Origin of the sequence: Patulibacter minatonensis DSM 18081, assembly GCF_000519325.1 — a bacterium.
GTDB classification, from domain to species: domain Bacteria; phylum Actinomycetota; class Thermoleophilia; order Solirubrobacterales; family Solirubrobacteraceae; genus Patulibacter; species Patulibacter minatonensis.
The window spans coordinates 4061623-4074595 of the sequence record NZ_KI912613.1 but is presented as its reverse complement, the minus strand read 5'-3'; the positions used below and the strand labels follow the sequence as shown (position 1 = coordinate 4074595).

At 72.7% G+C, this 12973-nt stretch carries 10 protein-coding genes; 5 read left to right on the top strand and 5 right to left on the bottom strand.

Annotated elements, in window-relative coordinates:
• Positions 1–78: 78 nt before the first annotated feature.
• The 4 genes from PATMI_RS0118985 to PATMI_RS0118970 are packed head-to-tail and all read left to right on the top strand — an operon-like array spanning position 79 to position 4455.
• Positions 79–687, top strand: coding sequence for a hypothetical protein (locus PATMI_RS0118985; RefSeq protein ID WP_157260860.1), 609 nt, complete (start codon positions 79–81; stop codon positions 685–687).
• Positions 684–2168, top strand: coding sequence for a DDE-type integrase/transposase/recombinase (locus tag PATMI_RS0118980; RefSeq protein ID WP_026912019.1), 1485 nt, complete (start codon positions 684–686; stop codon positions 2166–2168). The genes PATMI_RS0118985 and PATMI_RS0118980 overlap by 4 nt, the downstream gene beginning before the upstream one ends.
• Positions 2165–2929: an ATP-binding protein gene (locus PATMI_RS0118975; RefSeq protein WP_026912018.1), complete on the top strand. Its 765-nt coding sequence runs from the start codon at positions 2165–2167 to the stop codon at positions 2927–2929. The genes PATMI_RS0118980 and PATMI_RS0118975 overlap by 4 nt, the downstream gene beginning before the upstream one ends.
• A gap of 14 nt (positions 2930–2943) precedes the next feature.
• Entirely contained in the window at positions 2944–4455 is a 1512-nt protein-coding gene (locus PATMI_RS0118970; RefSeq protein WP_157260859.1) for a hypothetical protein, read from the top strand.
• Between the two features lie 488 nt (positions 4456–4943).
• Here PATMI_RS0118970 and PATMI_RS0118965 read toward each other — a convergent pair whose 3' ends face one another.
• Positions 4944–5546 (bottom strand): hypothetical protein, encoded by a 603-nt coding sequence (locus PATMI_RS0118965; RefSeq protein ID WP_169738394.1) that lies wholly within the window; start codon positions 5544–5546, stop codon positions 4944–4946.
• A gap of 228 nt (positions 5547–5774) precedes the next feature.
• Between PATMI_RS0118965 and PATMI_RS0118960 the strand changes: the two genes are divergently transcribed.
• The gene (locus PATMI_RS0118960; RefSeq protein WP_157260857.1) at positions 5775–7226 is read left to right on the top strand and encodes a hypothetical protein; all 1452 of its coding nucleotides are present in this window, start codon (positions 5775–5777) and stop codon (positions 7224–7226) included.
• Between the two features lie 62 nt (positions 7227–7288).
• Here PATMI_RS0118960 and PATMI_RS0118955 read toward each other — a convergent pair whose 3' ends face one another.
• From PATMI_RS0118955 to PATMI_RS0118940, 4 genes are read right to left on the bottom strand one after another with little or no spacing between them, the layout of a single operon-like run.
• Positions 7289–7792 (bottom strand): hypothetical protein, encoded by a 504-nt coding sequence (locus PATMI_RS0118955; protein ID WP_026912014.1) that lies wholly within the window; start codon positions 7790–7792, stop codon positions 7289–7291.
• A gap of 4 nt (positions 7793–7796) precedes the next feature.
• Positions 7797–8930: a phosphotransferase family protein gene (locus PATMI_RS0118950; protein ID WP_157260856.1), complete on the bottom strand. Its 1134-nt coding sequence runs from the start codon at positions 8928–8930 to the stop codon at positions 7797–7799.
• Positions 8927–9934, bottom strand: a complete 1008-nt coding sequence (locus tag PATMI_RS0118945; protein WP_026912012.1) for a DUF7064 domain-containing protein — start codon at positions 9932–9934, stop codon at positions 8927–8929. Before PATMI_RS0118945 ends, PATMI_RS0118950 begins: the two co-directional genes overlap by 4 nt.
• Before the next feature lie 42 nt (positions 9935–9976).
• A complete protein-coding gene (locus tag PATMI_RS0118940) occupies positions 9977–12970 on the bottom strand; it encodes an AfsR/SARP family transcriptional regulator (protein WP_157260855.1) in 2994 nt (997 codons plus the stop codon).
• Positions 12971–12973: the final 3 nt, after the last annotated feature.

Genomic DNA, 12973 nt, shown 5'->3' with positions numbered 1-12973 from the left:
CGCGGGTGCGCCGTGAACTGATCGCCAGCCGCTCGCAGGGCTTGTGATGTCCGGCTCGGGACGGCTACCTCTGAAGGCGTGACCTGCACCCCTGATCTACCGGACCTCCGCGCCATCGACCGACCGGATCTCTCGCCCAAACCGGGCGAGACACCGGGTACGCGTCTGTCGCTTCACCGCGTCGGGGCGGACGACTCGGAACTGTCTGAGGAGCTCGCTGCGCTGGTGTCGTCGGCCTCGACCGTCTGTGTGGCGACACGACGAGTCGTGGCGCTGTGCTCGGTGAGAAGTGCGCAGCCGTCGCTCGATCTGATCACGGAGATCGCGAGCACGCGACGCACCGCCCGCCGGTCCTCCAGCGGCCATCAGGCCGCACTGGGAGCGGTCACCACGCTCGTCGCGTCGTACTTCGCCGATCACTTCCCGGCCGGCGCGCAGCTGCACTCCCTCGAGGAGACCCACGCCGAAGTGCGGTTCGGGCTGCTCTGGAGACTCCCCGACGGCGATCTGCTCGCCGACGACCTGCAGACCGGTCGGATGCACGCCAACACGTTCGCCTCGCGGGCCGAAGCCCACGCGGCGGCAGGGCGCCTGGCGTTCGGTGACCGGTTCGCAGGGGTCCGGGTGGTGGGGCTTCGGACCGCTACGACGTTCTCGATCGACGGACGGGACGGATCGGCGTCGTGAGCGCCCGAGCGGATCGCGCGACGATCGAGTTCGCTGTCGACCGGATGCGGGCCGCGCGGCACGCGCACGCCGGCACCGTGCCGCGCGGATGGCTGAACGAGATCGGTGCAGCGCTCGGCGTCCCACGCTCGACGCTGCAGCGCTACGTCGCCCAAGGCGTTCCCGCCGCCGCGGACCGGTCGCGCTGGCGATGGGAAGGGACGGCACGCGCGGCCTACTACCGCGCCGCGGGCGACGTGACGTACGCCCGCGAACTGCTGAGCACGGAGCACCCCGACGAGGTGCTGCCGTCGGTCCGCACGATGCAGCGCACCCGTGACCTGGACTTCACCGCCGACGAGCGGGCTCTGGCAGAGAAGGGCCACGCCGCGGCCCGCGGAAAGCGGCTGGTCGTCGCGGTCGAGGACGCCGACCGCAACGAGGTCTGGCTGGCCGACCACAAGCAGCTGGACGTCGACGTCCTCCCACCGCGCGGCACGATCCCGGTCAAGCCGTGGATGACCGTGATCATCGACGGGTACAGCCGTCGCGCGGTCGGCGTCTCGATCTCGCTCCGTCCCAACCAAGGGCATGTGCTCGCCGCCCTCGGGATGGCGATCCGCCGGTGCGGCACCCCACGCGCGCTGATCTTCGACCAAGGCCGCGAGTTCCTCGCCCGCTCGGTGACCGAGCACGCCGCCGAGCTCGGATACGTCGCGATGGCCACGCTCGCGTACCACCCGCACCACAAGGGCAAGGTCGAACGGTTCCACCAGACGCTCAACCGGATGCTGACGCACGCCTGCGGCACCACACCGACGCCGGCGGTGAACATCAGAGGCAAACCGCTCTTGGGCGCCCCACCCGTCATCCCGCTGCCCAGGTTCGAGGAACTCTTCTTCCAGACCCACGAGCAATACGAGAACCGGGGCCACCGAAGCCTCCAGGGCAGCACCCCGAACGAGGTCTACGCCGAGGACGCCACCCCGGAACGACGCGTCCCGGACGCCGTCCTTCGCCGATACCTGCTGAGCAAGGTCCGCCGCACGATCGTCGAGTACGGCGTCCGGTTCGCGGGCCGCCACTACTACGCCCCGGAGTTCGAAGGGAACCTCGGCACGAAGATCGAGGTCCGCTACGCCCAGGACGACCAGCGGCAGCTCGAGATCTACCGCGGCGACAGGCACTGGTGCACCGCCCGCCTCTCCGACCCGGCCAGCCCCGAACAGGTCGAGGAGGTCCTCCGCGTCCGGCGCGAGCACCTCAAACGTCAGAGAAAGGACCTCGCCGCCGCCCGCCGCCTCGCCCGGGCACAGACACGAGCGAGCACCGACCGCCAGCGCGCGGAGAACAGCACCGTCATCACCGGTGCCGAGGCCGCCCGCGAGACCAGCGGCGTCCCGCAGAACGTGATGGACCTGCTCAACCACCTGCAGCTCCGGACCGACCTCGACGACCCCGACACCGAACCGCCCACCACCGATGAGCGGGACGCGGCATGAGCGCACCGGGCGACGGCCCCAACGGCAAGCACTTCCTCGACCTGCAAGGCGCGACACTGCTGCGCACCCCGTTCTGGGTGATCGGACGCGAGAGCCTCCACCAGACCGTCGCGCGCCAGGCGATCTGCGCGATCACCGGGCCGCCCGGCTCCGGCAAGACCTTCCTCCTCGACACGGTCCAACCCGAGTTCGACCGCCCGGTCCTGCGCTTCGAACCCGAAGAGGACCCGACGATGCTGTCGATCACCGAACAGATGCTGTTCGAGCTCACCGGCGACGAGGGCGGCAAACGCGCGAGCAAGCACAAGAAGGTCCGACCGCTGATCGAGGCGCTGCGCACCCCGAAGATCGTGATCGTCGACGAAGCGCAACGCATGGACCGCCGGTGCCTGGACCACCTCCGGTACCTCTACGAGCACCGCGAATCAGACTTCTGCCTGATCCTCGCCGGCGGCGAGGGATGCTGGGCCAGGATCGGCGCCGAACCGCACCTCCGACGACGCGTCTACCGACACACGGCCTTCCGGTACCTCAACCTCGACGAGGTCCGCACCCTGCTGCCGAAGTACCACGCGGTCTGGAAGACCGAACAAAGGGTGATCGACGTCATCGACAGCCACTTCGCGCAAGGCATGGCCGGCAACTGGGCGTCGATCACCGTCACCGCGACCACCACCCGCAAGGAGAACAGCAAGCCCGTGACGATGGCCGAGGTCCCCGCCCTGCTGCTCTGGCACGGCATCGACTGGCCCGGCACGTGATGCTCCGGCGCGTCGTGGAAGACCCCGACGACCTCGACGCCGCCGACAAGGTAAACGCCCTACACGCCCCGACCTGCGGCGTGATCGTCACCCACGTCCAAGCCGCCGGCGGCACCGGACCGCTCGCCGACGACATCCTCTGGGCCCTCGGACGACCCGCCAACGTCGACACCCCCAGCACCAAGCTGCAAGCGTGGTCGGCGGCATGGCTCAGCACCGCCCGGCCGCACTGCCAGCTGATCGTCTACGGCGCCGCACGCCTCACCACGGCGGGCATCCGGTGGCTCACCGAGCTGGCCACCAACACCGTCAACGTATGGCTCGTAGCACCGCTCGGCCAGAACGCTCCACTCGACATGGTCCCCGGACATTCGTGGTCCTGGGCCACGTTCCTCACCCGACCATGGCACGACACGGTCCCGTCACCGGCTGGGGACGATCTGCTGCTCGGGCACGACCCGACCGGGGAGTGGGGGACCCCGATCCTGCCGCCGTACCCGCTCGCCCGCACGACGATCGCGAACACCCCGACCCGGACCCAGACGTATCGCTCGATCCTCGATCTCCACGGGACCTACGAGGCGCTCTGGCCCGTGATCCAGAGCATGCTCGGCCGACCACCCTACGAGCGTCGCCACGTCCTCGCGGCCGTCGCACGGATCGCGCTCATCTCCGACTCCGCCGCCGATCTCTCCATCCTGCTGCGCGCGTTCGAGGAGGACGTGTTCATGGCCGACGGCCTACTCGTGACCAGCCCCAAGACGATCGCCGCGACCATGCGCACGCTCAAACGCGACGCGCTCGAGGGCCCCGTTGCCGACGGTACGCTCTACGACCAGGAAGCCGACCCGCAGCAGGCAGTGCTCGACATCTACGCCCGTATGCGGGCGTCCTGGGCACCCGCAGCCCGCGAGCGCGGACCCATCGAGCTGGCGGACGACGGAACGCAGTTCATCCCCAGCTCCGGCGAACTCATCGACATCCCACCCTGGCTGCAGTGGCACGCCCGCGCCGCCCTGGCCATACGAGGTCCGCAAAGGTCTCGCATCGCCAGAGCACGCCGCCGGACCGCCACCGGGCAGCCACCAGATCGATCAGCGTTCGAAATGGTCTCCGCCACGAACGCAGGCCGACCCGCACACCTCGAATATGCCGACCTCGCCCCGGTCATCGACGCCATCCGGCCTGCCGCCGCCTACATCCAGCTCGCTACAGCCGAATCCGAGATGCCGGTCGAGATCGAAGAGCGCCGCCGACTGCGCGCCATCTGCACCTCGGACTCGATGCCCCTGAGCGCAGCGCTTCACGCGCGCAGGCTCCGCGACGAGCACTCGCGAGCGACGCCGTACGACAGGCCAAACGGGAAAGCACCCGAGTCCGAAGGTCTCAGGTGGCTGCTCGAACACGACCTGGCCGTGTGGGACGAGCATCGCCGGAGGTACCTGCTCGTCGGGTGGTTCGAAGAGCACCTCAAGGCACGTACCGGCGTATACGTCGGACCCCGCCTACAAACCCGCTGGTTCTGACCCGAACCGGCGTCAGCATGGATCACTCGGCGACCCGGCTCGTCACGCGGGCACCGTTCGGAACCGATCCCGAACGCACACGCCAGCGCCGAACGACCGCTCGCAACGAACGACGTTCCCGACTGCGCGGAAGCAAGCGATAGCGACGACGTCGCGGACTGCACCACGGCGTGACGCCAACTGCCTCACTCCGTGTCGCGAACTGCCTCAGTCGGCGTCGTCGACTGTCTTGGTCCGGTGTCGTTAACTGCCTCGGTCTGATGTCGTTTCGACCTCATCCCGATGTCGTTCCACACGCCGTCGGCCGCAAGCTCGGCTGGCGGGTCTGAGACGCGCATTCCTGATCCCGAAGGATCATGCGCGTCCCGAGGCCGGCAGCCCCCTCGCCCCTCTCGAAACGTGTGCGCTCGATAATCAGTCTTATGGAAACCTGGAACGGAGAGGGGCTCCTCCGGGTGACGCTGCGCGCAGGTCGCTGAGCGTCCGGCTCATCCGCAGCCGCGGTACCGCACCGCGTCCTTCCGCAACCGACGCGGGTCGCGGCTCGCCGTCCGCCCGCGCACCGTGATCGAGATCCGGCGCACCCGCGACCGCCAGCGCTCCCGGACCGGGACGCGGAGCGACGAACGCACGCACCGCGTGCTGGACGGGACGGCGATCATCGTCCGCAGCTTCGGTGTCGCGCCACGACCGGAGTCGACACCCGGACCCGCCGGCGGCACGACCGGGCGTTGCGGGAGCGCGATCGCGAACGCGTCGTGCTGCGTGCCGGACCACGACCCGGACTCCCAGCGCGTCGAGACCGAGACGGTGTGAAGCGGCGGGACGGTCACCGACGGCATCGTGATTTCGGCTCCGGTCGCGGAGGTCTGGACGACGGCCAACGACGCACCCGGTCCCGACGGCGCCGTCCGGGCGATCGCCGAGGACGCGAGGACGGTGACCGGCGCGCTGTACTCCACGTGGACGGTCGCGCGCGGCTGCACCGACAGGACCCCGGCCGTCTGCGGCGGAGCCACCCCGTCGGCGACCACCACGGCCGGTGGCGCCCCGTCGTCGCCGGCGAACCGGAACGTCCCGGACCCCGTCACCGCGACGACCGTATCCGCCCCGGACGTCACGACCGCGGAGCGCACCGGAGCCTGACCCTGGGCCGCGGCACCGGCCGGCGCGCCGAGCACCCCGGACGCGACGGCGGCGCAGACCGCGAACCGACGACCACCACGAATCACCGCCATGTCCTGCACCTCTCTCCCACGCTTCGCGCCGCCGGAGCGATCCTATCCGCCCTCTCGCCGGTTGTAGCGAACATGCGCGTGGTGTCGACCGGAACCCGAAGAGGCCGCTCCCCCGGTCTCCGGCCCGGACTCGGGGTCGTCCTCGGGATCGGGCTGCTGGGGTTCGCCGGAGCACCCGCGGCGCACGCAGCCGGTCGTCCGTGCTCGCCCGGGAGCCCAGGGGTCGTCGCGACGCTCGGGACCTGGCTGCCGAGCGACGACCCCGACGGCGACCCGATCACCAGGCCGGAGACGTACGGGAACGACGGCGAGTGGGGCGAGGGGTCGACCGTCGCGGTCGCCGGGCTGGCGAGCGGTCGCGGGCTGCTCGTCGACGACGGGGCCACGACGCACCGGGCGGCGCTCCGCAGCGTCCGCCGGGGCGACCGGGTCGTGCGGCTGGAGCTCTGCGACCGCCGCAAGCGGCTCGCGACCATCCGCCGCCCGGATCCCCGCGGTCGCATCGGCGGGGTCAGCGTGAACGGCGACCGGATCGCGTGGCGGGTCTGGCGGGCCGGCCGGCCGGGGACGCTCTCGGTCGGCCGCATCGACCACGGCCGCGTGGTCGCGGTCCGCACGACCGCGGTGCCGACGCTCGCCCGGGCGGACGCGATCAACGGCCGGATCCTCGTCGTGCCCGACGGCACCGCCGCGTGGAGCCTGCCCGTCGCCGGGCGTGCGGCCGTGTGGCTGTGGCCGGCGGGTCGTGCCGCACGGCGGCTCGTCCTGCCGCCGCGGGCGCGCGTGCGCGATCCCGGCTGGGACGTCCGCATCGTCGACGATCGGCACGTGATCCTCGGACCCAGCGCGACGGTCCTGCGGTATGGCCCCACCACGCCCGGCCGCTGCCCCACCCCCGTCGGGGCGACGGTCAGCCCGATCGCCGGCCGGTCGCTCGTCCACGTGCCCGGCGCGAGCATCACCGAGCCCGGCGCCGTGACGTACTGGGCGCAGTCGCTCCTCTGCGACCCCCGCGTCGGTGACTACGTCCACGTCCACGCGACGCCCGGGCTCGGCACGAAGTACATGGAGAACACCGGTGGAGTCCCGGTCGACGCGATCTCGACCGCCGGGGTGCTCGTCGAGGCCGACACGAACGAGGACTACGGCACGACCGTGCTGAGCGAGGTCACCGACCTGCGGACCGGCGCGTCGACCTCCGTGACGGGCGGCGTCGGCGATCCCGCAGGTCCCGACGAGCCGCGACTCGTCGGCACGCCGACCAGTGTCCGAGTGCTCCCGGGGGCCGTCGCGTGGCTCGGTGGCGCGAAGCCCGGCCGCTCCCGGGCGCTGGACGCTCTCCCCCGCCGCATCTGGCTCGCCGATGCCGCGGGCGTCCGGCCGGTCGGCAGGCTGCCCGCCCACGCCGGCATCGACGCGGCGCTCGACCTGACCCCGACCAGCCTGACCTGGGGCGGTCCGGCGGCGGGTTCCACGACCGTCCGTCCCGTGCCCGGCGCCACCGTCGAGCGCGTGGCCTTCCCGCACCGCTGACGGTTCGGCGTCCGGCGCCGCCGGGTCGTCCGAACCCTGTCCTCCCCCGCGCCGGCCGCCGGTCAGCCGCCCGCCTGCGCCGCGAGCACCTCGCCGACGTTCGGGACGTCGCCCGAGAAGCCTGTCATGCGCGTCCACGAGCGCTCGCGCTCCATCTGCCGGCGAGAGGACGCGGCGAGGAGCCGCCGGGCGTCCGGTCGGGTCGCGGGCTCGGCCGCCAGGACGTCGAACAGGCGCACGGTGGCGGCCTTCAGGCGCCCCGTCTGCTCGCGCAGCGCCGGCAGGTCGGCGGGCGGCTCGGCCGACTGCTCGAGCAGCGCGCGGGCGTCGTCGTCGGTGGTTCCGGCCAGGCCGAGGAGGTCCTCCAGGAGTGCGCGGGTGTCGGCGTGCTCGATCTGCTCGTAGCGCTGCTCGTGGGCGACGACGTCCATCACCCAGTCCAGCGAGGCGAGCACGAGGCCGGCCTGCTCCTGGGCGAAGCCCTCGTCGGCCGGGAGGGCCGGCTGGATGGTCTTCTCGATCGTGCGACGGATCGCGTTCAGCTGCTGCTCGACGTTGGGGACCACGTCCTCACCTCTCCTCGATGAGGCTCGCGGCCTCGTGGATGAACGCGACGCCGAGGCCGCTGACGATGTTCTGCAGGACGTCCAGGTGCGTCATGCGCTCCGCGGCCGCCCGGACGCCGCACGCGATGGTGCAGACCGCGGCCCAGTACAGGTTCAGCACGACGTAGTAGTCGATGCGGGCGGGGTCGACCGTCAGGCCGGACGCGGCCTCGTAGCGGGCGAAGAGCTCTTCGCGCGGCATCAGGGCGCAGCAGTAGAACGTGCCGGTCTCGGGGTCGACCTGGCCCCAGTCCTTCATCACCACGTACGCGAGGTCGTGGTGGCGGTCGCCGAGGCAGGTGAGCTCCCAGTCGAGGATCGCGGTGATCCGCGCGTCGCCCTCGTCGAAGAGGAAGTTGCCGTTGCGGTAGTCCCCGTGGACGATCGAGACGTGGTCGACCTCCGGCCGGTGCTCCCACAGCCACTCGCGGACCAGCGCGATCGTCGGGTGGGCCTCGAACGCGTCGTCGGCCCACATCCGGTCGAAGTGCGCGAGACGCCAGTCGATCGCGTCCGTCGTCCCGGGTCGCGGCCGCTGGAACGACGGCAGCTCGTGGCCGGACCAGTCGAACCGGTGGAGCGCCGCGAGGTGGTCGACGAACTGCTCCGCCAGCCGCGGCCGGAGCGCCGGACCGTAGGTGGTGCCGAGCCCGGACGCGGTCTTCGGCGCGTCGGCGGGCGCGACGACGCCGTCGATGAACGAGCAGACCATCGCCGGGGCACCGAGGTCGTCCGGGTCGTCGGTGGCGAAGTGGACGACCGGCGTGGGCAGGGTGCCCTGCAGCGCGCCCAGGACCTCGACCTCGCGCAGCCGCGGCGTCTCGACCAGCGACGCGGGCGGGTCCATGCGGAGCACGAGCTTCTCGCGGCGCCCCTCCCACTCCAGGGTGAAGGTGAACTGCTCCTTCGACGCACCGCCGGCCATGCGCCGCAGGTCCGAGACCGCGTGCTCGCCGTTGATGCGGGCGGCGAGGAACGTGCGCAGCCGCTCCTCGATCACGGACACGACCGGCGCCTCGTGCTGGACGACCCCGCGGCGGGCGCGCTTGCGGTCGAGCGTCCGCTCCACCGAGGGCTCGAGCGTCGTGGAGCGGCTCATCCCGCCACCCCCGCACCGATGCGCGCGTGGCTGGAGTAGCGGTCGCCGAGCCAGTCCATGCCGAAGATGTCCCCGTGTTCGGCGTGGCCGACGCGGCCCTGGCGGTCCTCGTAGCGCATCAGCGTGTGGAAGCAGACGTAGGCGGGGATGAACTGGTACCAGGGGCATCCGGCGACGGCGGTCCCATGGAACTCGTGCTCCTTCCCGCGGGTGTCCTTGCACCAGATGCGGTTGCTGACGGGGACCATGTCGACGCGCTCGGCGCTCATGTGGGCCTCGGTGATCCCGAAGACCTCGCCGTTCTCGTGCAGGTAACCGAAGCGCAGCTGGTCGTAGACGACGTGCCCGCGCTCGTCGCGCTGCATCGTCAAGGCGAGGTGCAGGCCGAACTCGGCGCCGTAGGTCACGTGGACCCAGGTCACGGCGCGTCCGCCCCACTCCTCGCGCGGGCCCCACGAACGGTCCATGCCGTCGTAGCAGTCGACCACGTACTCCTTGCCGCGGAGCTCCAGCGTGCCGGTGGTGTGCCCGATCACGTCGAGGTGGCCGTTGGCCCAGGCGTCCCCGTACCCCATGTCCGTCCCGCCGGCCTCGATCAGCGGGTTCTGCGCGGGGTCGTGGGTGTCGAACGGCTCGTGCAGCGCCTTGAACGTCAGGTCGAACCTGCAGGCGCCGTGCGGGTCGTCGTAGGAGAACCGGAAGTCGCGTGGGGCGTCGAGCGTCTGCACCCGGTAGCCCATGTCCGGGAACGACATGTCGAGGAACGACTCGGGGCACGGCTGGTGCATCCGCGCGTCGGAGAAGTCGATCTGGTGGGCCTTCGGCGTGAAGCCCTGGAAGACGATGACCGACGCGGCCGCCACCCCCAGGTTCGGCCGGGCCAGGACGTAGGCGTTGCCCATGATCCCGGCCTCCGGGACCGAGAAGATGAGGACGATCGTCTCAGCCCAGTTGGCGATCGACGGGTCGCGTTCGTGGAACTCGGAGTCGGCTGCGGTGATCACGTGCCCACCATCCAGCGGCGGGCGAAATCCGACCGAAATCGGTCAGCGGCGCAGCTGGTCGAGGAGCCGCTGCGTAGAGGCCGCCGGCGTGGTGGGGAGCTCGGCCAGGCGGTCGCGACAGGCGATGAAGAGGGCGATCACGCGGTCGTCGTGCCCCATCGCCGCGGCGATCCGCATCGACAGCCGCCACGCGCTCTCGCGGTACGGGTCCTCCTCCAGGACGGCGTCGACCAGGTGGCGCGCCCGCTCGAGCTCGTCCAGCCCGAAGGCGACCTCGGCGGCGTCCAGGCGCAGGTCGGTCGCGGCGATCCGCAGGGCCCGTCGGCGGTCCTGGACCCACTCCGTCGTCGAACCCGGCAGGTACTCCCCCCGCTCGGTGACGGCGAGGGCGCGGAGATCGGCCTCCAGGCGGGCCCGGCCCCGGAGCCGGAGCGCCTCGCGCGCCGTCCGTTCGAACGTCGTGGAGTCGCTGGTCAGGTGCCCGCCCGCCCACGTGACGTCGGGACCGTCGGTCGTCAGGGGCGAGTCGACGGGGAGCGCGTCGCGCAGGCGCTTGAGCGCCTGGCGGAGGTACGCGCGGGTGCGGTCGTCCGTCCCGCCGCCGAAGAGGTCGACGAGCAGCACGGCCTTCGAGGACCGGCCGTCATGGGCGGCGAGGTGGGCCAGCACCTCGAACGACCGGCTCAGGCGCGGGTCGACGCGGACGCCCGCGTGCACGATCTCGGGGACCCCGTACTCGCGGAGGTGCGTGCCGGACGCCTGCGCGGAGGCGGAGGCCGTCGTGTCCGTCACGAGCACGCGCCCCAGCGCGTGCCACGCGGTGTCGCTCTCCTGCTCCGCGTCGACCCGGCGGGACAGGACGGCCGGGAACTGGTGCAGCGCCTGCAGGAGCAGGTGGTCGGACCCCTGGATCCGCGCGGCCGCCAGCGCGTGGTCCATGGCCGCGTCGGCGGCGTCCTCCTCGCCGAGCCGCCATTCGGCCTCGGCGAGGTAGACCCCTGCGGTGGGCACGAAGAGCTGGCGATCCCAGTGCAGCATCGTGGTGAGCGCCTCGCGCAGGTGCGTGGCGGCGAGCGTCGCGTCGCCGTCGAGCAGCGCCGCGAGGCCGCGCCAGATCCCGAGCTGGTCGAGCACCCGGGTGCGGCGCCGCGCGCCGGGGTCCTCCTCGACGCGCTCGAGCAGCGCCCGCGCGGCCGGCACGTCGCCGTGCACGCGCAGCGCGAGCATCGCCCGGTAGAGCAGGTGCAGCGACACGCAGTACGGCGAGCTGCGGGCTGCGACGTCGCGTCCGTCCCGCAGCGCGGTCTCGGCCTCGTCGTGCCGGCCCAGGTCGACGAGGATGTCGACGAGGACGCGCGTCATCGTCGGTGAACGCTCGCGGCCGGGCCACGCCTCGATCAGGGCCAGCGCCTCGTGGTGGCGGCCGACGGCGCGCAGCGCGGCGATCCGGCTGGAGCGCGCGGCGGCCCACGGCGCGGTCCGGTCGTCGACGAGCCGCTCGAGGCGGCCGTGCATGAAGTCGATGCGGTGGAGCAGCCCGTCGAGGGTCTCGTCGCGGTCCGGGGGCCGGTCGCGGTAGTGCTCCGGCCGGTCGACGACGTCGATCCCCAACGCGATCCGCCAGGCCTCGCGGGCGGGCCCGGGCCGCGCGCCCTCGACGACGGCGACGGCGTCCTCGAAGCGCCCCATGTGGACCATGCAGGTCCCGACCGTGCCGGCGAGCAGCGGATCCAGACGCCCCGCGGCGGCCTCGGCGTGCAGCATGCCGAGCAGGCGGTCCGCGGCCGTCGCCCCGGCCGCCCAGGCCTCCCGCTCGAGCGCCACGGCGAGCTCCGCCCGGGTCAGGACCTCCGACCGCTGGACCGTCGCGCGCCGGAACGCGCGGAGCCACGCCTCGGCGACGTCGACGTCGCTGCGCCGCAGGACCTCCGGCATCGCGCGCTCGCCGGCGTCCTCCGCCGCCGCCAGGTCGCCCGCGAGCAGGAACGCGCCGACCGCGTCCTCCGGGTCGTCCTCCTCGAGCAGCAGCCGTCCGTGCGCGGCGTGCAGCGCCTCGACCTCCGGTCCGCCGCGATCGTCGAGCCGGCGCCGCAGGTACTCCCGGAAGCGCGGGTGGCAGCGCAGCTCGGCGCCGTCCGCCGACAACCAGACCGGGATGTGGTGCTCCCGGAGACCCGCGAGGAGCTCCGGCGCCCGGGCCTGCCCGAGCCGCCCGGCCCGCCGCGCCGTGACCTCCCGCAGGACGGACGTGGCCTCCAGGAACCACTGCTGGTCGGCCGTCAGCCCCTGCATGATCTCGAGCGACAGGTAGCCGCTGAGCGCGTCGGCCTCGCCGCCGGAGCCGTGGGTGTGCTCCGGGGAGCGCCACGCCTCGAAGAGGACGCCGGCCACCCAGCCGCCGGTCGCGCGGACGGCCTCCTCGGCGTCGTCGCCGGGGCGTTCGAGCAGCGCGAGGACCTCCGCCGCCTCCTGGACGCTGAAGGCGAGGTCGCGTTCGGAGACCCGCCCGACCCCGCCGACCGCGCGGGCGCTGCCGAGCGCGAGCGGGACGTCGCGGCGCGAGATCAGCACGACCTGCACGGCGGGCCCGATGCCCCGGAGGAACGACGCGAGCACCGCGCGCGCGGACTCCGCGTCCCCGAGCCGCTCGACCTCGTCGAGGACGAGCGTCACCGGGTCGGAGCCCACGGCGGCGGAGACGCGGCCGGCGACCTCGACGTGCGGGACGTCCGCGGCCAGCGCCTCGTCGGCGACGGCCGGGAGTCCGGGCAGCGCCCCCGACAGCGCGCGTTGGAGGTGCAGGAGGAGGCGCCCGGGTGCGGTGTCGGTCGCGTCGAGCGTGAGCCACGCGGTCGCCCGGCCGGTCGAGGCGACGGCGTCCGCCACCGCCGTGGTCTTCCCCGCCCCGGCCGACCCGAGCACCCAGACGACGCCGAAGCGCTCGGTCAGCTCGACGATCCGGGCGGTCAGCCGCGGACGGGGGACGACCCAGGCGTTGCGGTCGAGCAGGCGCAGCTCGTCGGAGGTCGGCGGCACGGA